11 protein-coding genes are annotated in these 24,310 nt (G+C 70.6%); all 11 read left to right on the top strand.

The annotated features are described in order from the left end of the window. Positions 1–58 precede the first annotated feature (58 nt). On the top strand, positions 59–1,714 hold the full coding sequence (locus AC1DP9_RS13035; protein WP_477107580.1) for a ShlB/FhaC/HecB family hemolysin secretion/activation protein: 1,656 nt from the start codon (positions 59–61) through the stop codon (positions 1,712–1,714). Positions 1,715–1,753: 39 nt separating this feature from the next. Continuing rightward, positions 1,754–3,535 carry a DUF2341 domain-containing protein gene (locus AC1DP9_RS13030; protein ID WP_477107579.1) on the top strand — a complete coding sequence of 594 codons (1,782 nt, stop codon included), beginning with the start codon at positions 1,754–1,756 and terminating at the stop codon, positions 3,533–3,535. A gap of 15 nt (positions 3,536–3,550) precedes the next feature. Then, positions 3,551–3,961, top strand: a complete 411-nt coding sequence (locus AC1DP9_RS13025; RefSeq protein ID WP_092295239.1) for an ExbD/TolR family protein — start codon at positions 3,551–3,553, stop codon at positions 3,959–3,961. Positions 3,962–3,971: 10 nt separating this feature from the next. Beyond that, positions 3,972–4,694, top strand: coding sequence for an energy transducer TonB family protein (locus AC1DP9_RS13020; protein WP_477107578.1), 723 nt, complete (start codon positions 3,972–3,974; stop codon positions 4,692–4,694). Between the two features lie 47 nt (positions 4,695–4,741). Then, positions 4,742–6,574 carry a putative porin gene (locus AC1DP9_RS13015; RefSeq protein WP_477107577.1) on the top strand — a complete coding sequence of 611 codons (1,833 nt, stop codon included), beginning with the start codon at positions 4,742–4,744 and terminating at the stop codon, positions 6,572–6,574. A gap of 10 nt (positions 6,575–6,584) precedes the next feature. Next, positions 6,585–7,316 carry a hypothetical protein gene (locus AC1DP9_RS13010; RefSeq protein WP_477107576.1) on the top strand — a complete coding sequence of 244 codons (732 nt, stop codon included), beginning with the start codon at positions 6,585–6,587 and terminating at the stop codon, positions 7,314–7,316. Between the two features lie 37 nt (positions 7,317–7,353). Next, positions 7,354–7,914 (top strand): YbjN domain-containing protein, encoded by a 561-nt coding sequence (locus AC1DP9_RS13005; RefSeq protein ID WP_477107575.1) that lies wholly within the window; start codon positions 7,354–7,356, stop codon positions 7,912–7,914. A gap of 155 nt (positions 7,915–8,069) precedes the next feature. After that, positions 8,070–8,783, top strand: coding sequence for an STN domain-containing protein (locus AC1DP9_RS13000; RefSeq protein ID WP_092295227.1), 714 nt, complete (start codon positions 8,070–8,072; stop codon positions 8,781–8,783). A gap of 3 nt (positions 8,784–8,786) precedes the next feature. Continuing rightward, entirely contained in the window at positions 8,787–9,302 is a 516-nt protein-coding gene (locus AC1DP9_RS12995; RefSeq protein ID WP_092295224.1) for an RNA polymerase sigma factor, read from the top strand. 99 nt (positions 9,303–9,401) lie between these two features. Next, positions 9,402–10,406, top strand: a complete 1,005-nt coding sequence (locus tag AC1DP9_RS12990) for a FecR family protein (RefSeq protein ID WP_477107574.1) — start codon at positions 9,402–9,404, stop codon at positions 10,404–10,406. Between the two features lie 235 nt (positions 10,407–10,641). Further along, complete coding sequence (locus tag AC1DP9_RS12985; protein WP_477107573.1) at positions 10,642–24,303, top strand: filamentous haemagglutinin family protein; 13,662 nt, start codon at positions 10,642–10,644, stop codon at positions 24,301–24,303. The last annotated feature ends 7 nt before the right edge of the window (positions 24,304–24,310 follow it).

The following is a 24,310-nucleotide window of genomic DNA, read 5'->3' as shown; positions in this document are numbered from 1 at the left end:
TGGTCGAGGCCGCGGGCGCGCCACGGCACCGATTCGAACAAGAGCAATTGAGTCAACAATGCATGACGTGAAGAAGAACGGCCCGCCTTCGAGCTGGAGTGCGGTGTGGCTGGCGGTCATTGGACTGGGAACCTCGGGTTTGGCAGGCGCGCAGCAGGCGGCCACGGCGGAGACGCCCGCCGCCAGCGCCACGGCCACCGCGCCGGGCAAGGTCGAGGCGGCGCGGCGTGTCAACGTCAACGAGTACATCGTGCGCGGCAATACCGTGCTCGACGTCCGCTCGATCGAGCGGGCGGTCCGCCCGTTCCTGGGCCCGGACCGCACCATGCAGGACATCGAGGGTGCGCGGGACGCGCTCACGGCGGCCTACCAGGCCAAGGGATACCAGTCGGTCTATGTCGAACTGCCCGAGCAGCAGGTCAGCGGCGGCATCGTGTTCCTGCAGGTCAGCGAGACGCGCGTGGGCCGCGTGCGCGTGGTGGGCACCGAGTACAACTCGCCGCGCGAGGTGCGCGAGCAGGTACCGGCGCTGAAGGAAGGCGCCGTGCCCGACTTCACGCAGGTGCAGGCGGAGCTGACCGCCGTGAATCGCGGCGCCAAGCGTCAGGTGGCGCCGCTGGTCCGGCAGGGCAGCCTGCCCGGCACGATGGATGTCGACCTGAAGGTGGATGACAGCAGCCCGTGGCGCGCCAGCGTCGGCCTGAACAACGACTACAGCCCCGATACCGAGGCCCTGCGCGCCACCGCCTCGCTGGGGCACGACAACCTCTGGCAGCTCGGCCACAGCGCCTCGCTGAGCTTCTTCGGCGCGCCGCAGGACATGAACCAGACCAAGGTGTTCTCGGGCTCCTACGTGGCGCCGTTCCGGGGCACGAACTGGAGCGTGGAAGCCTCGGGCTACAAGTCGGACAGCAATGTCGCCACCGTGGGCGGCACCAGCGTGCTCGGCAAGGGCCATTCGGTCGGGATCAAGGGCACCTACACCGTGCCGGACACCGGCGCGTGGTGGCACGCCCTGAGCCTGGGCGTGGACTTCAAGGACAACCAGGAAACCACCCGCCTCGGCAGCGCCAGCGACAACGTGCCGCTCAAGTACGCGCCCATCACGCTGTCCTATGCGGGCTTCACCCAGAGCGAGCGCGGCCAGTACGGGCTGAATATCGCGCTGGTATCCGGCACGCGCAGCTTCCTCGGCTACGGCAGCAACTGGGAACAGTTCGACTACAAGCGCTACAAGGCGTCGCCGAGCTTCACCGTGCTCAAGGCCGACACCACCGGCAGCTACAGCTTCCCCGGCAACACCCAGCTCGCATGGCGGCTGGCCGGGCAGATCACCGATTCCCCGCTGGTGTCGAGCGAACAGATCGCGGCCGGCGGCATGAACTCGGTGCGCGGCTACCTCTCGGCCGAAGCCACCGGCGACTACGGCGTGGTCGGCTCGGTCGAACTGCGCGCGCCGCCGCTGCCGTTCTTCCCCACCGTGGTCGAGGACTGGCGCGTGTACGCCTTCGTCGATGGCGGCCAGCTGCGGCTGCGCGAACCGCTGCCCGAGCAGGAAAGCACGTTCTCGCTGGCCTCGGTGGGCCTGGGCACCAGCTTCCGCCTCGGCCAGCAGGTCACGGGCCGCCTCGACCTGGGCTTCCCGCTCAAGGCCGGCCCCCGCACGGAACGCTTCGACCCACGCCTGAATTTCAGCGTCACCGCGAGCTACTGAGCGCGGGCGCCCCTCATATATCTACGGAGAACCCTTGTCATGCGACGCATCGTTTTGCTTCTGCTCGCGCTAGCGAGCACCCTGCTGCCGGGCCTGGCGCACGCCTGGTGGCAGCCCGACTGGGCCTATCGCAAGCCGGTCACGATCGATGCCGGCCCGCAGGGCGGCGCCATCGGCGGCGATGCCGGCCGCACGCCGGTGCTGCTGCGCCTGCATACCGGCAATTTCACCTTCGAGGGCGTCGGCGAGAGCGGCGCCGACCTGCGCTTTGTCGCCGGTGACGACAAGACCGTGCTGAACCACCAGATCGAACAGTTCGACCCGCTGCTGGGCATCGCGCTGGTCTGGGTGGATGTACCGGCCGTCTCGGCGGGCACCCCGCAGCAGATCTGGATGTACTACGGCAACCCCAAGGCACCCGCCTCGGGCAACGGCCAGCGCAGCTTCGACCCCGACTACACGCTGGTCTACCACTTCGCCGAGGCCAACGTGCCGGCGCGGGACTCCACCGCCTACGGCAACAACAGCCAGACCGCCGTGGTGAGCAAGGACGGCACCATCATCGGGCGTGGCGCCCAGCTCGGCACCGCACCGCTGATGCTGCCGGCCTCGCCGTCGCTGGCGCTCCAGGCCGGCGCTCCCTTCACGTTCTCGGCGTGGGTGCGCCCGGACCAGCTCGGCGCGCAGCAGGTGATCTATGCCCGCCGCGATGGCGCCAGCGAACTGGTGATCGGCATCGACCAGGGCGTGCCGTTCGTACAGGTCAACGGCCAGCGCAGCCGCCCGGGCCAGCCGGTGCAGGCCGGGCAGTGGTCGCACCTGGCGGTCAATGCGGATGGCAAGGCCGTCACGCTGTATGTGGGTGGCCGCTCGGCCGCAACGCTGCCGCTGGCGCTGCCGGCGCTGAACACGCCTGCCGCCATTGGCGCGCCGGTGGCCGGGGGTACCGCCGAAACCAGCGGCACGCCGTTCGCCGGTGCCATCGACGAACTGCGCCTGTCGAAGATCGCGCGCCCGGCGCCGCTGCTGCTGGCAGACGCCGTCTCGCAAGGCGCCGAATCGCGCCTGACGGCCTTCGGTCCCGATGAACAGCAGGCCGGCAAGAGCCACTTCGGCTTCATCCTCGCGGCCATGCCGCTGGACGCCTGGATCGTGGTGGCGCTGCTGGGCCTGATGATGGCCACGTCGTGGGCCATCATGATCACCAAGGGCCGCAGCTATGGCGCCAACGCGCGCGCCAACGCCGCCTTCATGACGCATTTCCGCGATACGTCCGCGGCTTCGCTGGACCATCTCGCCAAGACCGGCCGCGTGCCAGCGGAGGTGAAGGCGAACTCGTCGCTGTGGCGCCTGTACGAGGTGGCCACCGAGGAGCTGCACCGCCGCCACCAGATGGGCTACGACCTCAACGCGGTGTCCGACGCCACCATCAGCGCGATCCGCGCGGCGATGGACGGCGTGATGGTGCGCGAGAACGAGCGCATGGCACAACGCATGAACTGGCTCTCCACCACCATCGAAGGCGCCCCGTACGTGGGCCTGTTCGGCACCGTCATCGGCATCATGCTGGTGTTCGTGGTGGCGGCCATGGCCGGCGCCGTGGACATCAACTCGGTGGCACCGGGCATGGCCGCGGCGCTGCTGTGTACCGCCGCCGGCCTCGGCGTCGCCATTCCGGCGCTGTTCGGCTACAACTGGCTGGCCTCGCGCTCGGACGCCATCGGCGCCGACATGGCGGTGTTCGTGGACGAGTTCGCCACGCGCCTGGCCGAAGAGCAGGGCGAGGGCCGCCGCGTGCCCGCCGCGCTGCACAGCGCCTGACGGGGTACCGAAACCATGGCACACGCAGCCAAGTTCGGCACGAAGAAGCGCACCGGCGGCATCAACATCACGCCATTCGTGGATGTGCTGCTGGTGGTGCTGGTGATCTTCATCCTCACCAGCAACGCCAGCATCCCCGGCATCAAGGTGGATCTGCCGAAGGCCAGCGCCTCTGTGGCGCTGGAGAAGCCCAAGACCAAGGCGATCACCATCGACAACGCCGGCCAGGTGTTCCTGGACGCCTACCCGGTGTCACTGCCGGAGCTGGAGGAGCGCCTGCGCACCGAGAAGGCGCTGACGCCGGATTTCCCGGTGATCGTGCGCGGCGATGCCGCCGTGCAATACGCGAAGGTGGTGGAGGTGCTCGACCTGCTGCGGCGGATCGAGCTGAACCAGATCGGCCTCGTCACCGGCAAGCCGGCGTAAGGGAGACAGCGTGAACCGTCGCGATCCCCCGCCTGATTTCCGCGCGCGTGCCGCTGTGCGTATCGGCCCACTGTGGCGCCGCTGGGGCGGGCACCTGATTGGCGCGCTGGCGTTCGTGGTGCTCGCGGCCGTGGTCTGGTACCTGCTGTCCGGCACGGCCAGCACCAAGCGCGAGGTAGCCGCCACGCCCACGCTGGTGCTGCCCCCACCGCCGCCTCCGCCGCCCGAGCCCGAGAAGCTGCCCGAGCCCGAGCCGGAGAAGGTCAAGCCGGAAATCAAGGAGCCCGAGCCCAAGCCGATGGAGCCGCTCGATCCGCCCAAGGACGACAGCCCGCCCAGCCCCTCGAAGGACCTGGGCGACCCGGTCACCATCGACGGCGCCGCCCAGGCCGGCACCGATGCGTTCGGCATCGGCGCGGGCAGCGGCGGCGGCATGACCGGTGGCGGGGGCGGGCTCGGCAGCCGTTCCTACGCGTCGTGGCTGTCCAGCGCGCTGCAGCAGGCGTTTGCGCGTGACCCGCGCACCCGCCAGCTGGCGTTCGACGATATCCGCATCGACGTCTGGCTCGATGCGGACGGCACCGTCACGCGCGTGCAGCTCTCGCAAGGCACCGGCAACGCGAAGACCGACGAAGCGGTCCTCGCCATGGTGCGCGAATTCCGTGCCGACGAACGCCCGCCGGCCACGCTGCGCTCGCCGTTGCGCATGTCGATCAAGGGGCGCCGGCCATGACGATGCCGCGCGCTCCCCATTCCCAACACATCATGCAGAACACACCGATGAATCCCTCCGCCATCCACCCGCGCGCCACGCCCATCACGCGCGCTCCACGCACCCGGCGCCGCGCGCAGGCGCTTGCCCTGGCCGTCGCGCTGCTGGCCGCGGGTGGCGGCGCCAACGCGCAGACCGCCGCCCAGGGCGACAGCACCATGGTCAAGCTGATCCGTGGCCTGATCGAGAGCGGCGCGCTGCGCAAGGACGCCGGCGAGGCCCTGCTGGCGCAGGCCCAGACCGAGGCGATGGCCGCGCAGCAGACCCAGCGCCAACTGGCGACCATGCAGGCGTCCAGCGGCACGGGTGCCGGCGCCGGGGCCGGTGTCGCCACGGGTGCCGCTGCCGGTGCCGTGACCGCCGCCGCGCTGCAGCCTGGCGACGTACGCGTGCCGTACATCCCGGAAACCGTGCGGGACGAGATCCGCGACGAGGTGAAGGTGCAGGTAATGGCCCAGGCCAAGGCCGAAGGCTGGGCCGCGCCGAACGAAACGCCGGAGTGGACCAAGCGCATCCATGTCGAGGGCGATGTACGCCTGCGCAACGAATCGCGCTTCTACTCGGGCAACAACAGCAATATCGAGATCGACTGGGCCGCCATCAACTCGGGCGGTGGCTTCGACGTCAACCCGAACACCAACCTGGCGCTCCCGCCGCTGCTCAACACGCGCCAGAACCGCACGCTCCAGTGGAAGGCCCGCGCGCGGATTGGCGTGCTCGCCGATGTGTCCGAGAGCGTGAAGGCCGGCGTGCGCCTGGCCACCGGCAACGACAACAGCCCGGTCTCCACCAACCAGACGCTCGGCGGCGGGCTGGCCAAGAAGGACGTCTGGCTCGACCAGGGCTGGCTGTCGTACCAGCCGTTCGAATGGGTCAAGATCACCGGCGGCCGCTTCGGCAACCCGTTCGTGTCGTCGGACACGCTGTTCTCGAATGACCTGAATTTCGACGGCATCGCCGCGCAGTTCGACAAGGCGCTGCCCAACCGCGACATCTCGCTGTTCGGCTCGCTGGGCCTGATCCCGCTCGAATACTCGTCGGACGGCTTCCCGGGCAACAGCCAGGACAAGATGAGCAGCGAGAACAAGTGGCTGCTGGGCGCGCAGATCGGCGCGAGCTGGAAGGTGAACGACGACAACCGCCTGCGCGGCGCGCTGGCCTACTACGACTTCCACAACGTCAGCGGCCGGGTGTCCGACCCCTGCGCGCTGTACGCGGGCGCCACCAGCTGCAGCACCGACTGGAGCCGCCCGGCCTTCATGCAGAAGGGCAACACGCTGATGCTGCTGCGCAATATCGCGCTCAACCCGCTCGACCCGGCCAACACGCCGCAGCCGCAGTACGTGGGCCTGGCCTCGCAATTCCAGCTGCTCGACGTCAACCTGCGCTGGGACACCAAGGTGGCCGGCAAGTACATGCTGCGGCTGGACGGCAACTACATCCGCAACCTCGCCTACGACCCGGACGAGATGTTCGCGCGCGCCAACGGCGGCATTGTGAACAACTTCGGCGCCAGCGGCGGCACCAGCCGCGCGGACTTCAAGAGTGGCGGCAACGCCTACATGTTCCAGGCCACCTTCGGCAAGCCCACGCCTTCGGCACGCGGCGACTGGAACGTGCTGGCCGGCTACAAGCGCATCGAGCCGGACGCCATGCCGGACGGCTACAACGATTCGACCTTCCACATGGGCGGCACCAATGCGCGCGGCTACTACCTCGGCGGCTCCTACGCGTTCGACAAGAACGCCTGGGTGACCGGCCGCTGGATCTCGACCAAGGAAGTGTTCGGGCCGCCGCTGTCGATCGACACGCTGCAGCTTGAAGTCAACGCCCGTTTCTAAGGAGGACACCGTGTCCCATCCGTTCCTCCCCGGCATTGCCCTGGCCGCCGCCCTGCTGGTGGCAGGCGGCGCCGCCCATGCCCAGCAGGCCCCGGCCGGCCAGAGCATGGAAGAGCGCCTGCGCAACCAGCTCCGCAACACCACCGCGCAGCTTCAGCAGGCGCAGAACGAACTGGCCGTGCTCAAGGCAGGCGGCGGCAGCCAGCCCGCCGCCAAGGCTGGCGCGGCGCCGGCCGATGTCGACGCCCTGAAGAAGGAGCTGGAGGCTGCCCGCGCGCAGCTGGCCAGCGAGCGCCAGTCGCGCGACGCGTTGCGCCAGAGCCAGCAGCAGGGCCAGGCGCAGGTGGAAAAGGCTGGCGCGCAGATTGCCCAGTATCGCGGCGCGTACGACGAACTGCTCAAGATGGCACGCGGACTGGACGCCGAGCGCCAGCGCCTGGCCGCCGAGACCACCGCGCAGAAGACCGCGCTGACCCAGTGCGAAGCCAAGAACGCGCAGTTGTACGCGGTGGGCCAGGAGGTGCTGCAGGCCTACGAGACCGTCGATCTCGGCACGGTGCTGAGCGCACGCCAGCCCTTTGCCGCGCAGAGCCGCGTGCGCTACGAGCAGATCGCCCAGCAGTTTGGCGACAAGCTCTACGAAGGGCAGTTCTCCGCCGCTGCGGCGGCGCAGGCTGCCCCGTCGGCCCCGCCCGCCCAGTCGGCGAGCCAGCCGGACGCCGCGCCGCAAAAGACGCACTAACCCCTCTTCCACCGATTTCAGATTTCAGGACCAGCCCATGACCACCATCGCCACCCCGTTCGACACCGTCGCACAAACCATCGAACAACCCACCCCGACCCTCCTGCAGACCGTCACGCCGGAGCAGGTAGCGGACGCCATCAAGGCGGCCGGCTGCGCCGTCACCGTTATCGAGCAGGAGGGCGTGCCGCGCCTGCACAGCGCCAGCCATGGCGTCGGCTTCCAGGTGCTGTGGGGCAATGCCGCCGCGCCCGGCGAGTATGTGGATTTCACGCTGAGCTGCCCGCTGCGCGTGCAGGGCGGCACGCTGCCGGAGGGCGTTGTGGCCGAGTGGCACCGCAGCCGGCGCTTCGCGCGTGTGGCGCAGCACGGCGAGTTTGTCGTGCTGGAGATGGATGTGATGGTCTCCGGCGGCGTCGCGCCCACCTATCTCGGCGTGGCGATGCAGCTCTGGGTGCAGATGATGGGGCAGTTCTTCCTGCATCTGCGCAACTTCCAGGCTGCCGGGACGGAAGCGGCGACGGAAGCGGCGACCGATGCAGCCGTCACCGATGACGTCACCGCCGCCACCGCCGCCACCGACGCCGTTGCCGGCTGAAGCTTGCCACGCCCCCCTCCCGGAGGGGGGAGGGCAGTACGGCGCCTTGCAGTCACGGTTACGTCACACAGGAGTCCTACGATGCGGACCGGCTCAAGGCGCCCGCAAGCGGCGCCGTCGGGCATTCCTCAACGGACGACTCATCTTGGATCGTGATGGCAAGGCTGGTCGCATCGCCCAGTGCGCGCGCGCTGGTGGGTTACCTGACGCTGCTCGTGCTCTGCATGGCCTGCCAGAAGCTCCGCGCCCAGCAGGCCACGCCGGACGGCATGGCCGAGATCGCCTTCGACCTGCCGGCCCAGCCGTTGAAACAGGCGTTGGCGCAGTACGACAGGCTGACCAGCCTGTCCGTCTTCTTTCCTTCCGAACTCGCGGAGGGCCGCACTTCGAATCCGGTGCATGGCAGCTATCGCCCCGAGGACGCGCTGCGCAGGCTGGTGGACGGCACCGGGCTGACCGTGCAGGCCGCGGCGTCTGACGCCTTCGTGCTGATCCCCACACCCCGCCCGCCGGATGCGCCCGCGCCAGAGGCCACCGCCAGCCGGCAGCGCCAGGTCGACGGCGCGGTGCAGGCGCGCATCTACCGGGCGCTGTGCGCGCGGCCGTCGCTGGCGTTCGGGGAATACCGGCTGGCGCTGCGCGTGCATGTCGATGCCTCCGGCCATGTGCGGCAGGTGCGGCTGCTGGACACCACCGGCGACAAGGCACGCGATGCAGCCATCGTTGAGACCCTCGAACAGGTCGATGTGGGCCTGTCGCCCACCGATCCGTCGCGGCCCTTCGTGCTGCTGGCCCACCCCGTGCACTGCGACGCACGGGCGGCGCAGGCCGGCGCGTGCCGCCCGGCGTGCGAACGGCAGGCGGGCTGAGCCATGAGCGATTCCACCCGCGCCACCCTGCGCGACCTCCTCGCGCTGCGCTACGAAGACCTCAAGCGCCGCCTGACGTGGCGGCTCGGCTCGTCCGAGCTGGCCAGCGACGCGCTGCACGACACCTGGGTCCATCTGGAAGACCGCAGCGAGGAAAGCGGCCCGGTCAGCAGCCCGGCCGCCTACCTGATGCGGATGGCGACCAACCTCGCGCTGGACCGGCTCCAGCGCGACCGCCGCTATATGAGTGCGGACGAGGTGGACACGCTGATGCTCGAAATCGCCGATCCCGCCCCGGGGCCGGCGCAGACCGTGGCCGCCCGCGACGAGCTGGAGGCGCTGGCGCGGCTGATCGACAGCATGCCGCCCCGGCGGCGGGCGATCTTCCTCGCGGTGCGCGTGGAGGAGCGCTCCAACCAGGAGGTGGCGGTGCGCTTCGGCGTATCCACGCGACTGGTCGGCCTGGAACTGAAACGCGCCCATGAGTACTGCATGGCGCACATGCCGAAGCATGAGTGAAGAAATCGTGCCGATCCGCGTCCGCCCAACCGTCTTGTCTGTAAGCCTGCTGGCCGGGCGCTACCCGAGGATGGCTCGTCTGACGCCATGATCCCAACCATGAATGCTCCGTTCCCCCCACCGCGCGAACTGGATCCCGTCGAGCGGCAGGCGCTCGCCTGGGTGCGCCGTGTCGCGGCGGGCGAGATCACGCATGCCGACGGCGCGGCGCTGCGGCAGTGGTGCCAGGCGAACCCTGCCCACGCCGCCGCCTTTGCCGCCGCGCGCGCCCGCTGGGCCCAGCTCGGCGAGGCCGCCGCGATGGTCAAGGCGCGCAACCCCGCCGCCATGCACGCCAGCCTGCCGGCGGCACGGCGTCCGTCCAACTGGCAGCGGCGCGCGTTCCTCGGCGGCGCGCTGGGCGCCACCGCCGCCACGGCGGTGGCGGCCGTGGTCCACCCGCCGCTGGGCCTGTGGCCCGCCGCCAACGAATGGCGTGCCGACTACCGCACCGCCACCGGCGAGCAGCGGCGGCTGGCGCTGGGCGGCGCCGTCGATGTCGAACTCAATACGCGCACCAGCATCGCGGTGTGGCCCGGCGCGGGCGGCACGCGCGGCATCGACCTGATCGCCGGGGAAGCCGCCATCGACCTGAGCCGTGCCGAAACGCCCTTCGTGGTGGCGGCCGGCGCCGGCCATACGCAGGCGCTTCAGCGCCAGGCGGCGCGCTTCGAGGTCCGGCACCTGGACGGCGCGGTGTGCGTGACCTGCATCGACGGCCCGGTACAGGTGGCCCATGCCAGCGGCACCGTGCAACTGTCGGGCGGCCAGCGCCTGCGCTACGACGACCACACGCTGGGCCGCGCCGAGCAGCTCGATGCCGCGCGCATGCCGGGCTGGCGCCAGGGCTACCTGCGCTTCACCGATGCGCCGCTGGGCGAGGTGCTCGACGAGATCAATCGTTACCGCACCGGCAAGGTCGTGCTGCTGGACCGCCAACTCGCGGCGAAGCCGGTCACCGGCCGTTTTCAGATTCATGCGCTCGACAAGGCCATCGTCCAGATGCAGCGTTCGTTCGGGCTGCACGCGCGCACGCTGCCGGGCGGCATGGTGCTGCTGAGCTAGGTTTTTCGCAGGCACGGTGGTCCGGGTTTTCCCGGATCGCTGTCACGAAATCTTCAAGGAAAAGCTTGCCGATTCCCTTCGGCCCAATGGTCTAGGTCCCAGGAGCATCGACGGCGCTTGCCGTCGGTGGACATGACGACAGGGCCGCCACGCCACGCAGATTGCGAGAGGCGGCCCGCCAACGTTGCTTGACGGGATTGAGATCACCATGCAGATGCGCGCTCACAGCGGGAACATGCCTTCGCCACAATACGGCGGCGGCTTCCGGCTTCCGAATCCACGCCGCCGGCCGCTGGCCCATGCGATAGCGCTGCTGGTGGCAGCGGGCGGCATGCTCGATGGCGCGCACGCCCAGCAGGCCTTCAGCCGCGACTGGATGGCCCAGAAGAACATGATGCAGGGCACGGCGGCGGCCACCGGCCGGCTGCCCAACGGCATGCCGGCCTCCGCGCTGACCAACCCGTCCGCGCAGCAACAGCAGGCCAACCAGCAGCTCCAGCGTTCGATCCAGAACCTCGCCACCACCGCGCAGGCCATCGCCGCCATGCAGGCCGCGCAGGCTGCGGCGCGCAACGCCGCCGCGCAGGACCCGTCCGTCCCCGACGGGCTGGCCGAGGGCGGCCTCAAGGTCGATACCAACAGCCTGACGGCGGGCTGGCAGAACGCCCGGCCGCTGGACAAGGCCACCGGGCAGAAGGTTGTCGATGGCCGGACCGTGGTCTCCATCGAGCAGACCGGCGACCGCGCCATCCTGAACTGGGAAACCTTCAACGTGGGGCGCAACACCACGGTGGAGTTCCACCAGCAGGCCGACTGGGCGGTGCTCAACCGCGTGAACGATCCGCAGGCGCGGCCCAGCCAGATCCAGGGGCAGATCAAGGCCGATGGCACGGTGATGATCGTCAACCGCAACGGCATCGTCTTCAAGGGCACCAGCCAGGTCGACACGCGCAACCTCGTGGCCGCCGCCGCCGGCATGACCGATTCGCAGTTCCAGAAGGGGCTGTTCAGCGAGGCTAAGGGCAGCGGCTACGTCCCCACCTTCGCCAATGACCTGGTCTCGACGGCGACCACCACCTCTTTCGGCAATGCCACCGGCGACGTGGTGGTGGAAGCGGGCGCCCGCATCGCCACGCGCACCCCGCAGAGCGTGACCGAGGGCGGCGGCTATGTGCTGCTGGCCGGCCGCGAGGCGCACAACCGGGGCACCATCGTCACGCCGAACGGCCAGACCACGCTGGCCGCCGGCGACAGCTTCGTGATCCGCCGGGGCATGGGCACCGACGCGAACAAGACGTCCACCACGCGCGGCAATGAGGTGGACGTGCTGCGCAACACCGGCACCACGGCCGGGCTGGTCACCAACGCCGGCCTGATCCAGGCCGCCACGGGCGACATCACGCTCAAGGGCCATACGGTCGAGCAGCGCGGCGTGCTGCTCTCCAGCAGCTCGGTCACCACGCGCGGCACGGTGCACCTGCGTGCCGAGGGCGATGACAAGAGCCGCGTGACGCTGGCCCCGGGCAGCGTCAGCGCCATCCTGCTGGCCGACAGCAACGAGACCGCGCTCGACGTGCAGCGCGACGCGCTGATCAAGGATTCCGCCACCGCCAGCGAGGGCGGCTTCAACCGGCGCGACCAGTCGCTGGTGCAGATCGCCTCGGGCGGGGACGTGCTGTTCGACGCCGATTCGCTGGCGCTGGCCACCGGCGGACAGATCCAGGTCAATGCCGCGCGACGCACGCTGCTGGCCGATCGCGCCGTGCTGGATGTGTCGGGCGCGGTGGGCGTGCGCGTGGCGATGGAGTCCAACAACGTCGAGATCAACGTCCAGGGCAACGAGCAGCGCGACGCCCCGAATAACCGCGATTCCGGCAAGCTGAACAACACCACCATGTGGGTGGACCGGCGCTACCTCGTGCGCGTGCCGGCCGGCACCAACGGCGCCACCACGGACCGCTGGTACACCGGCGGCGGCCTGCTGGAAGTCAGCGGCTACCTGAACACGAGCGGCCACGGCATCGGCGAATGGGGCGCGCTGGGCGGCACCGTGCTGTTCGAAGGCGGCGAGCTGGTCTCGCGGGCGGGCTCGACCATCAATGTGGCGGGCGGCTCGCTGGACGTGCAGACCGGCAAGATCAAGCAGACCTGGCTGCGCGGCAGCGACGGCCAGCTCTACAACCTCGCCACCGCGCCCGGCGACATGACCTACGAGGGCGTGTATCGCGGCTTCGAGGCCACGCACAAGCGCTGGGGCGCCAAGGCCACCGAGCAGTTCTACAACCCGTTGATCGCGCCGCGCGAGCGGCTGGAGAACGGCTACACCGTGGGCCGCGATGCCGGCCGCGTGGTGGTGTCCACCGCCTCGGCCGTAATGGAAGGCGATATCGACGCCACCGTCTATCAGGGCCCGCGCCAGGGCCAGGCGCGTGATGCCGGGCTGGACGGCTACCAGCAGTCCCAGATTGCCGCGCCGCGGCGCGGACAGCTGGTGATCGGCAAGTTGACGCCGCTGTTCGACCCCGCCACCAACACGATCCGGGAAATCCCGACGGCGGTGGCCGGGCAGGTCGACATTGGCGCGGTGCAGGGCATCGCGCAGGGTATCGCGCTCGAAGACGCGCTGCCGGCGGATCAGAGCGGCGGCCACATCCGTCTCGACGCCGGCTGGCTCAACGGGCTGGAACTCGGCGGCTTCACGGTCTTCGCCAAGGATGGCATTGCCGTGGATGCGCCGCTGGCCGTGGCGACGGGCGGCGCGCTGGGGCTGCATGCCACCACGGTGGATATCGGCGCGGACCTTACCGCGCGTGGCGGCACCATCGCGCTCGGGGACATCGTCAGCCGGGGCAGCCCGGGCAACTGGATCGACCGGCCCGTCACCGACGCGCCCACCGGCACGGCAACCGTGACCGTGGCGCCCGGTGTCACCCTCGATGCGCGCGGCCTGTGGAGCAATCTCAAGCAGGACCCGGGCAACATCGACGGGCTGCCCTATGTGAACGGCGGGTCGGTCACGGTCAGCAGCTCGGGCGACGTCACGCTCGGCGCGGGCAGCCTGATCGACGTGTCGTCCGGTGCGGCGCTGATGGCGGACGGCTCGCTGCGCGGCGGGCGCGGCGGCAATATCACGCTCCGCTCGAACCAGTATGACGTGGCCGGCACCGGCTCGGGCACGCTGCGCATGGATGGCGATCTGCGCGGCTACGGGGTGAACGGCGGCGGTACGCTGACCATCGACTCGGGGCTGGGCGTCGCCATCGGCGGCGGCCTGCTGGCCGAATCCGGCGTGCTGCGCGCCGGGGAATCGGTGCCGGTGCACCTGACGCTGGACCAGCCGTTCACGATCAAGGCGGGCACGGTGCTGCCGGTGGATTACACGTTCACGTCCGACACCGCTGCGCCGGGCCAGGTGTCGCCGGGCACCATCGCCATCGCGCCGAGCCGGCCGCTCACGCTTGCTACGCCGTGGGTGGTGCCGCCGGGCGTCGGCTTCAACCCGTTCCTCGTGTACGACACGAACGGCGCCTGGTACGCGAGCGGCACCACGGTGCCCGCCGGGACCGTGCTGGTGCGCACGCAGGGCGAAATGGGCGCCGGTTACGTGGTGCCGGGCAACGTGTTCCCGAACGGCATGCCGGTGGCGATGTACAGCACCACGGTCAAGGCGGGCACGGCGTTCCAGACCGACCATGCGATGGCCGCCGGGGACCGCCTGCCGGCTGGCGTGGTGCTTTCCACCGACGTAGCGGTCAAGCCGCTGCTGGTGCTGGATACCGACCTGTTCCAGACCGGTTTTTCAAAGTACGACGTATCGGGCCAGCAGGGCTCGCAGATCGCCAACGGCGCCACCGTCGACGTCATCATGCCGGTGCTGCGCCATGACACCACGGCGGCGCACATGGTGCCCACCGGCGCGGACCCCTCGCAGGCGCTGGAGCGCTGGCTGCCGCCGCTGTGGGAGGCAGATCCGGTCCATGGCGTGCTGACGCAGCGGCGCGGCGCCGACCTCGTGCTGGGTGGCGGCAACGTCTACGGCCAGGCGCCGGTGACCGTGGGGCAGGGCGCCACGGTCACGGTCGATCCGGGCCACGCGCTGACGCTGCAGGGCAACGGCCAGATCACCATCGACGGTACGCTGAACGCCTGGGGCGGCAGCGTCGCCGTGTTGCAGACCGCGCTGGGCGTGGGCAATGCGGCGTCGCCGAGCGGCACGCCCGATGGCCGCTCGATCTGGATCGGCGGCGATGCCGTGATCGACGTGGCGGGCCGTGCGGTCACCGCGCGTGACGTGCAGGGCCGGGCCTATGGCGAGGTCGCCAACGGCGGCACCATCGAGATCGGCGCGCGCCATGTGGACGGCGCACGGGAGGTCGATGCGGCCGATTCCTTCGTGGTGGTGCGGCCCGGCGCGCGGCTGGACGCTTCCGGGGCGTCGGCAGTGGTGGACGTAGCCGGCGTCGGCCCGATCAACGTGGCCAGCAACGGCGGGGTGATCGCGCTCAGCTCGATGCGCGGCCTGTTCGTGGATGGCGACCTGCGCGCGGCAGCCGGTGGCGCGGGCGCGGCCGGCGGCACGCTGGCGATCAACCTGGAGACGCCGTCCTACCTCGGCGTGGACCGCAACACCCTGAAGGGCGCGGCCGTGGACGACGCGGTGCGCGTGCCGCGTGAACTGGTGGTGGCGCAAATGCAGGGCGACAGCGGCCTCTCCGACGGGCTGCGCCCCGGCATGCGCGATGCCGCGCTGCGCTACGGCACCGCCCGTATCGGCGTGGACCGCGTGGCGGCCGGTGGCTTCGACAACCTGGCGCTGCTCGCCAACGGCCTGATCAGCTTCGATGGCGACGTGAACCTGGCCATGGGCCAGAGCCTGAGCCTGACCGCCAGCGCCATCGGCCTGGCCGAACAGGCTGCGGCCGGCACGCGTGTCAGCCTGGCGGCGCCCTATATGCGCCTCGCCGGCACCACGCGCAGCCAGGGCGAAAACGGCATCATGCCGAACCCGGTGCGCGGCTCCAAGAATTCCGGCGCGGCGGGTGGCACGCTTGGTGTGCCACTGGTAGCGGACGGCACCAGCTTCCTGGCCGATGCGCAGTTCCTCGATATCGTGGGCGAGCTGAGCGTCGGCGCGCGCGGCGAAATCATCCAGAACGCGGTCGATCCGCTCAAGGTGGAGCGCGATGCCTTCGATCAGATGACGCTGCGCAGCGCCTCGGACATCCGCATGTCCGGCGCCGCGCTGTTGTACCAGCCGGGCGACCTGACGCTGGCCGCCTCGCAGATCTACCCGGCCATGCAGGACAGCGGCAGGGTCCTGGTCGGGCAGATCGACGGTGTCAACCAGTGGGGCAGCCCCATCCGCACCTTCGACCCGACCCGCGTGCTGAACATCGAGCGGGTGGGTGATGCACTCCCCGCCACGCCGTACTCGGTCTTCGGCACCCTGAGCCTGTCCGGCCCCACGGTCAACCAGGGCGGCGTGGTGCGGGCGCCGCTGGGGTCGGTCTCGATCGGGACCAGCGGCAACGGCACGGAAACCGGCGTGGTCAACGTGCTGCCGGGCAGCGTGACCTCGGTCAGCGCGAACGGGCTGGTGATGCCCTACGGCGGCACGCTGGACGGCCTGAGCTATATGCACAATGGCACGGACGTGGTGTACCCCGGCGTGGGCGCGGGGCCGACCATCAACCTGACCGGCCACGCCATCGACGTGCAGCCGGGCGCGCTGCTGGAAATGACCGGCGGCGGCGAGTTGACCGGCGCGGCCTTCCTGGCCGGGCGCGGCGGCTCCACCGACGCGCGGATGAACCCGCTGGTGCAGGTGTCGCCGAAGGGCGGCTTCACGCTGCCGGGCCTGGGCACCAATCCCATCTACGCCATCGTGCCGGGCGCGCAGGCCGGCTATGCGCCGATCGTGGCCGAGCACGGCGCCAGCGACCCGGCCATCGGCCGCCAGATCACCATCGGCGCGGGCGTGCCGGGGCTGCCTGCCGGCACCTACACGCTGCTGCCCTCGACCTTCGCGCTGCTGCCGGGCGCGTTCCGCGTGGAACTCAACGGCGCCAGCCAGGCTGGGCTGGGGCAGGGACCGGCGCTGGCCATGCGCAATGGCTCGTACGCCACCTCGGCGCAGCTCGGCACGGCCAACACGACCCTCCGCGATGCGCTGCCGACGCAGGTCTTCCTGACCTCGGCCGACAGGCTGCGCCGGCTGTCGCAGTACAACGAGACGAGCTACGCCGAATTCGGGCTGGCGAACGCGGCGCTCAACGGCGTGCCACGGCCCATGCTCGAGCGCGACGCCAAGGGCCTCCGGCTCGAATTCATCGCCGACATCCAGGCCGGCAAGATCGGTGACGCGCCCGCGCTGCGCTTTGCCAGCGGCACCACCGCCTACGGCACGCCGACGGGCGGCTATGGCGGCAGCGCGCTGGTCGTCAGCAACTCCGGCGACTACGAGATCCTGGCGGCCGGCGCGACGCCGCGGGCGCTGCCCGGCGGGGATCTGTTGAACCAGATCTCGCTGCACGCGGACGACCTCAATGCCATCGGCGCCAACCGCCTCGGCATCGGCGGCCTGCCCGCCGTGGTGCGCTCCGCCACCAACTCGCAGCGCGACAACATCGCCACCTTCACCGGCAATGCGCGGAACATCGTGCTGCGCGAAGGCGCGGTGCTCAAGGCCGGCGAGGTGTTCCTCGTCACCGGTCTCAAGTCTGGCGGCATCGTCATCGAGCAGGGCGCGGGCATCAACACGCTCGGCCAGGGCAAGGCCGCGTGGGATTCCATGGACGGCTACGTCTACGATCCGGCCCGGCTGTCCGTGCTGGCGGTGTCCAACGGCTGGCTGGACCTGCTGCCGCCTGCCATCGGCAATGACCCGGCGCAGGGCCCGGGCCGCATCGACATTGGCGCCTGCGCGGCGGGCGCCGTCTGCAACGGCACCACGCAGCTCTATTCGGAAGGCACCATCGCGGCGGCCACCGACCAGACCTTCGAGCTGCGCGACACGGCGCGCTACGGCACGCGCAACCTGACGCTGGCCGTGGGCGGCATCAACGTGGGGAGCGAGGCGTCGCTGGCCGCCGTGGCCGCGCGCAATGCCCTGACCCCGGGGCTGACCCTCAACCAGGGCGTGCTGGACCGCCTGCTGCGCGGCGACACCAGCGCGGGCGCGCCGGCACTGGAGAATCTGGTGCTGACGGCGCGCGACGCGGTCAATTTCTACGATTCGATCGAACTGTCCACCATCGATCCTGCCACCGGCAAGTCCTCGCTGGAACGGCTGGTGCTGACCACCCCGGCCATCTACGGCCTGGGAGACGCCGACGCCCGTGCCCGCATCCGTACCGACACGCTGGTCTGGAACGGCACCAACACCGCGCCGGGGCAGGTGGCGGCCGGTGGCGCAGGCAACGGCAGCGGGCAGTTCATCGTCGATGCGCGCCAGATCGAATTCGGCTACGGCCCCGGCACCCGTCCGGACACCATCCACGATATGGACCGGCTGGTGCTCGGCTTCGGCGGCGTGGAGTTGAACGCCAGCGAACGCGTCACGGCCAACCAGACCGGCTCGCTCGCGGTCTACCAGACGCGCGGCGCCTGGGATGCGGCCACTAACGCCTACGCCTACAACGGCGGCGACCTGACCATCCACACGCCGCTGCTGACCGGCGCGGCAGGCTCGGTCAACAAGATCCGCGCGGGCGGCGCGGTGAACGTGGCCGCGCCTGCCGGGGCTACCGCGCCCGCGCTGACGAATGTGGAGCTGATTGCCGCGCTGGGCGCGGAGGTGTCGCTCGCCGGGCGCAGCGTGGCGCTCGACACCACCGTGGCGCTGCCCAGCGGCAAGCTCACGGTGTCCGCCGAGGGCGATGTCGTGCTCGGCGATGGCGCCCGGCTGGACCTCGCCGGCCGCAAGGTCGATTTCTTCGACGTCAGCAAGTACAGCTGGGGCGGCGACGTGGTGCTGGAAAGCCAGTCCGGCAACATCCTGCAGACGGCTGGTTCGCGCATCGACCTCTCCGCGCTGGAGAACCGCGCCGGCAAGCTCACCGCCGTGGCGGTGGGGGCTGGCGCGGGCACGGTGGACCTGCGCGGTGCCATCGCCGGCGGCAGCACCGGCGACTACGATGCGGGCGGCACGTGGGTGCCGTACGCGGCCGGCGGCGCCGACATTCGCGGCCAGCAGGTGGCCGACTTCATCGGCCTCAACCAGCGCCTGACGGCGGGCGGGGTCACCGGCAGCCGCAACTTCCAGATCAAGCAGGGCGACCTGACGGTGGGCGACGAACTGAAGGCGCGCGAGATCAGCGTCTCGGTGGATGGCGGCCGGCTGGTAGTCAACGGCATCGTGGACGCCAGCGGCGAGCAGGTCGGCAGCATCCGCCTGGCCGCGCGCGATGGCGTGACGATTGGCGGCGGCGCGCTGCTGGACGCCCATGGCCGCGTGCTGCGCGTGGACAGCTACGGGCAGGTGATCGAGGCGCCCAACCGCGCCGTGATCGACATCAACGCGGGCCAAGGCCGGCTGACGCTGGCGGACGGCGCGCGCATGGACGTGCGCGCCGGCACCGACGGCACGCCGCTGTCGCTCGGCACGGTGGAGCTGAGCGCCCGCCGGCTGGGCGGCGCCACCGGCAACGACGTCGACATCGACGCATCAGGCAGCGTGCGCATCGACGGCGCGCGCGCGATCACCGTCAACGCCTTCCAGACCTACAACGACGCGCCACTGGTCTCCGGCGGCACGGCCGATGGGCGCGACTACCAGTCCATCACCCAGGGCTACCTGGACCAGAAGCACGCGGAGAGCCTGACCTTCATGGGCAACGCGCTGGCCAACGGCGACCTGATGACCCGCAGGCTGGCCGGGCTGCGTACCTACGCGGACGCGTTCCACCTGCGCCCGGGCGTGGAGATCGTCTCGATCACGCCCGATGGCGACCTGCATATCGACGGGGATATCGACCTGTCCGACTACCGCTACGCGAGCGTCAACCCGCATACGCAGCAGACCGGCGTGCGCGGCTCCGGCGAGGCGGGCGCGCTGGTGATGCGTGCCGGCGGGGACTTCAAGATCTTTGGCAGCGTGTCCGATGGCTTCGACGGCGCCGCGCTGCCCGTCACGCCGGACGACAACGGCTGGATGCTGGTCAAGGGCCGCGTGCCCTGGGGCGGCGACGTGGTGGTGCCGACCGACGGCAAGGTCACGCTGGCCGACGGCACATTCTTCCAGCCGGGCCGCGCGCTCAACTACGCGTTGCCGATCCAGGCCATGAGCCTGCGCGCCGGCACCGAGCTGCCCACGCGCGCCACGCTGACAGCGGACCTCGTGCTGCCGGCCGGCACCGTGCTGGGCGGCGCCATCCGCGACGGCGCGGGCAATGTGGTGCATCCGGCCGGCACGGTGCTCTCCGCCGCGCTCACGCTGACCACCGGCATGCAGCTCGACGCGGGCAACCGCCTGCCGGGCGCCGCGCATGTGGCGGCCATGACGTGGCCGGCCGGCGTGCCGCTGCCGTTCCCCGATGGCGCCGTGGTGGACATGCCCACCTACGGCCCGGTCAACGGCGTGGTGCTGGCGGGTGACCTGATGCTGCGCAAGGGCGCCATGATCCCGGCCGAAACCGTGGTGAAGCTGCCCGGCGACGCCACCACCGTGCTGATGCGCGACGCGGATGCCAGCGGCAACCAGGGCCGCACCTGGGCGCTGGCGCCGATGCTGGAGCAGGGCTCGCAGGCGTGGTCGATGCGGCTGGTGGGCGGCGCCGACCTCACGGCGGCCGACACCCGCGCGCTGCAGCCGCGCAGCACGCGCGGGCAGCTCCTGCTGGCCGATACCCACTACGGGCTGGCCCAGCAGACCGTGCTCAAGCCGGGCACGGGCATCCCGGGCAAGTACATCTGGGGGCCGGAGGCCTGGATGTTCGGCGAAGTGCCGGGCACGCCGATCAACCTCGAGGCGTATGGCGGTGAGGAAGCAGTGGCGGGGCTCAACGACCTGGGCCTCGGCATCCTCGTCGAGAAGATCGCCGATGGCACGCCGCCGGTCTATGAGGACAAGATGATGCCGGGGCGCCAGCAGATGTTCAGCGTGCTGCGCACCGGCACCGGCGACCTCGACCTGCTGGCCGCGGCCGACTTCACCATGACCTCGCCGTTCGGCGTCTATACCGCCGGCACGCAGGCGGCCGGCGTGGATGCCGCCTATAACCAGGCGCGCGCCAGGGGCGCGGACGGCACGCTGCTGGGCGCTAACGGCGCCTACCTCGAACCGTTCATCAACGGCGGCGCCCAGAGCACGTACCAGGCGTGGTATCCCGAGCACGGCGGCAACGTGCTGGTGCGCGCGCAGGGCGATGTGCGCGGCGACATCATCGGCACCAAGTCGGGCACCATCCGCAACGACGATGCGCTGGGCCAGATGCGCATCCACTTCGACACCTCGGCCGTGGGCGGCTGGCTGTGGCGCCAGGGCACCGGCAGCGCGGCAGCGCCCGGCGAGGGCGTGCCCACGGCGTGGTGGGTCAACTTCGGCAGCTATGTGGCGGCCAAGGACGACCAGTACGCAGTGCAGGGCACCCTGCCGTTCCTGGTGGGCTTTACCGGGATCGGCACGCTCGGCGGCGGCAATCTGGTGATGGAAGCCGGCGGCAACGCCGGCATGCTGGAATCGCGCATGGGCAATGGCGCGCCGGTGCTCTCGCGGAGCCAGGGTCTGGTGCTGGCCGTGGGCAGCACGGGCCGCGTCTCGGCTGATGGCAGCACGCTGACGCAGACCGGCGGGGGCGACCTCGACATCCGCATCGGCGGCGGCCTGAACCCGGTGGCGGAAGTCCGCAACCAGCCCGAGAGCAATGGCGAGATCACGCCGCTGACCCGCTTCTCGAATCCGCGCCTGGACCTGAACAGCACGTTCGTCAACCTGCGCGGCGCGCTGCGGCTGGAAGCCGGCGCCGTGGGCGGCATCGAGCTGCGCTACGACCGTGCCGATCCGATGGAGACGCGCGCCTACCAGCCCTATGTGGCCACCTCGTCCATCGCGGGCGGCGGGCCGGTGCTGGTGGTGGGCGATGCCGGCGTGCGCATCGAGTCGCGCGGCGACCTCGTCATCGGCGGCGTGGCGGATCCGGGCCGCGTGGCCCAGTTCCACAACGGCACGCCGTTCACGCTCGACGGCACCGCGCAGGATGGCGAGGGCTGGAGCTGGTTCTCGCTGTGGACGCCGTCCACCGCCATCGACCTGTTCAGCGCCGGCGGCAACCTGACGCCGTCCACGTCGTGGACGGACGACCGGGACCGCAGCAACCATAGCGCCACCGACGGCCGCTTCGTGATGCCGTCGATCCTGCGCGCGGCGGCGCCCAACGGCAGCCTGTACTACGGCAACGCGAGTTCCGGCCGGGTCAGCAACAACAGTCCGGAGCAGTCGCCGGTCGGCCTGATCCTGGCACCTTCGCCGGTGAGCCCGCATTTCGCGGTGACGGGCACCGGCGCGCTGGAGCTGCTGGCTGGCGATTCGATCTACGCCGCCGGCTACTCGGTGACCCAGTCCGGCGCCAATCCCACGCTGCTGCCGAGCCCGTTCAACCCCGGCTTCCTCGGCGTGGTCGGTACCGCGTGGTACGGCCAGCACGTGGTCGGCAATATCGACCCGCAGGGTCTGGCGCCCAGCGTGCTGTTCTCGAAGGGGGTGGAGAGCGAGCAGGCGTATCCGCTGTTCAGCCTCACGTCGCCCACCGCATCCGGCTATACCCGCGAGGGGCAGCCGCCCGCGCGCTTCTATGCGAACGAGGGCGATATCGTCGGCCTGCGCACCGGCACCATCATCTACGTGGGCAGCCTGACGGGCACGGTAGGCACCCAGAGCCCCTTGTACGAGGGGGGCGGGCCGGTGGCGATCCGCGCGGGGCGCGATATCGTCAACGCCGGCACGCCGCTGGGCACCTTCGCGATGGCACCGGAAGACGCGCTGGGCTGGTTCGGCCAGTACTACAGCTCCCAGCCCAACGCGCCGCTGCGGCCTACCCGGAACACGATCGCCACCACGCGCGGGAACCTGATCGTGCATGGCAACGACGATGACATCTCGGTGATCTCGGCGGGCCGCGACATCCGGGGCGGCAGCTTCTATGTGGCGGGCCCCGGCCTGCTGGAAGTGACTGCCGGGCGCGATCTCTACCTGGCGGACAAGGGCGAGCTGCGCAGCATCGGCGCGGTGGCCGGTTCGGCGCAGCACGACCGCTCGAACGGCGCGGCGATTGCCGTGGCCGCCGGTGTGGGCGCCAAGGGGCTCGACGGGCTGGGCTTCGACGCCTTCGCCGCGCGCTACCTGGATGCGGCCAATCAGGCCGACAGCGGGCGCCCGCTGGCCGACCAGCCGGGCAAGGCCGTGACCACCTACGGCGGCAAGCTGACGCTGGGTGACTGGCTGCGCGCCGAGTTCGGCTACACCGGCGACGAGGCCGGCGCCCCGGCCTTCCTGGCCGCCCGGCAGGCCGAGCTGGACCAGTCGCGCAAGGCGGCGCTGGCCGCCGGCACCGCGGCGCCCAGCCGCGACCTGCAGCGCGAATACGGACTGGCCGGCCAGCTACACCTGGTCAACTGGCTGACGGACCGCTTCGGCGGCAGCAACGGGCTGGGCGTGCATTTCGATGCCGCCACCATGGACGCGCGGCAGTTCCTCGCCGCGCTGCCGCCGGAACAGCAGCGCGCCTACCTGCGCAACGTGTATTACGCGGAACTCAAGGCCTCGGGCCGCGAGTTCAACGACGCCACCGGTCCGCGCGCGGGCAGCTACCTGCGTGGCCGCGAGGCCATCGCCACGCTGTTCCCGGGGCAGGCTGCCGGCGATCAGAGCGACTATCACGGTGACTATCAGGGCGACCTGACGATGTTCAGCAGCGCGCGGTTCTACCAGAGCGGGCAGGACAACCTGGACGGGCGCTTCACCACGCGTCCCAAACCGGGCACGAAGTACCTGAGCAAGGCCGAGTGGCTGGCCGCGGGCAGCCCCGGCAGCGTGCCGTTCTACGACGTGCTCGATGCCGGCATCCACACCGACTTCGGCGGCGACATCAGCGTGTTCACGCCGGGTGGCCGTACGCTGGTCGGCGTGGACGGCGGCTTCGTGCCGGGCGAGGGTTCCGGCGTGCTGACGCAGGGCGCGGGCGAGATCCAGATGTATGCCCGCGACAGTATCCTGCTAGGGCAGAGCCGCATCTTCACGACCTTCGGCGGCAATATCCTCGGCTGGTCGGCGCAGGGCGATATCAACGCCGGGCGCGGTTCCAAGTCCACCGTGGTCTACACGCCGCAGCGGCGTACCTATGACGATATCGGCCTGGTGGCGCTGTCACCGACCACGCCGAATACGGGCGCGGGTATCGCCACGCTGAACCCGATCCCGGAAGTACCGCCGGGCGATATCGACCTGATTGCGCCGCTTGGCACCATCGACGCGGGCGAGGCCGGTATCCGGGTCTCGGGCAACGTCAATCTGGCGGCGCTGCGGGTGGTCAATGCGGAGAACATCCAGGTGCAGGGCAAGGCGGCGGGCATGCCGGTGGTGGCGGCGATCAACGTGGGGGCGTTGAGCAACGCCAGCGCGGCGGCGTCGCAGGCGGCCAGCGCGGCGCAGGATGCCGTGCAGCGCGACCGCGCGGCGGCGCGCCAGGGCTTGCCGTCGGTGTTCACGGTGCGGGTGCTCGGCAACGGCAATGAGGGCGACGGCAGCGCCGGCGCCTACGCGCCGCGAGGACGCGAAGGCGCCAGCGCCACGCCGCCGAAGTACGATCCGCAAGGCGTGGTGCAGGTGCTGGGGCAGATGGACCTGGGCGAATCGCAGCTGCGCATGCTCACCGCCACGGAGCGCAAGAACCTGGAGCGCTAAAGGACCG

It is taken from the genome of Cupriavidus sp. 01L43 (assembly GCF_056399925.1).
The sequence above is the reverse complement of the archived record's forward strand: the minus strand, read 5'-3'. Positions and strand labels throughout refer to the sequence as shown.

What these genes read in the sequence shown, in the direction of transcription:
- AC1DP9_RS13035 (WP_477107580.1), top strand. Translation starts at nt 59, where the DNA reads ATGCATGACGTGAAGAAGAACGGCCCGCCTTCGAGCTGGAGTGCGGTG.
- AC1DP9_RS13030 (WP_477107579.1), top strand. Translation starts at nt 1,754, where the DNA reads ATGCGACGCATCGTTTTGCTTCTGCTCGCGCTAGCGAGCACCCTGCTG.
- AC1DP9_RS13025 (WP_092295239.1), top strand. Translation starts at nt 3,551, where the DNA reads ATGGCACACGCAGCCAAGTTCGGCACGAAGAAGCGCACCGGCGGCATC.
- AC1DP9_RS13015 (WP_477107577.1), top strand. Translation starts at nt 4,742, where the DNA reads ATGAATCCCTCCGCCATCCACCCGCGCGCCACGCCCATCACGCGCGCT.
- AC1DP9_RS13005 (WP_477107575.1), top strand. Translation starts at nt 7,354, where the DNA reads ATGACCACCATCGCCACCCCGTTCGACACCGTCGCACAAACCATCGAA.
- AC1DP9_RS13000 (WP_092295227.1), top strand. Translation starts at nt 8,070, where the DNA reads ATGGCAAGGCTGGTCGCATCGCCCAGTGCGCGCGCGCTGGTGGGTTAC.
- AC1DP9_RS12995 (WP_092295224.1), top strand. Translation starts at nt 8,787, where the DNA reads ATGAGCGATTCCACCCGCGCCACCCTGCGCGACCTCCTCGCGCTGCGC.
- AC1DP9_RS12990 (WP_477107574.1), top strand. Translation starts at nt 9,402, where the DNA reads ATGAATGCTCCGTTCCCCCCACCGCGCGAACTGGATCCCGTCGAGCGG.
- AC1DP9_RS12985 (WP_477107573.1), top strand. Translation starts at nt 10,642, where the DNA reads ATGCCTTCGCCACAATACGGCGGCGGCTTCCGGCTTCCGAATCCACGC.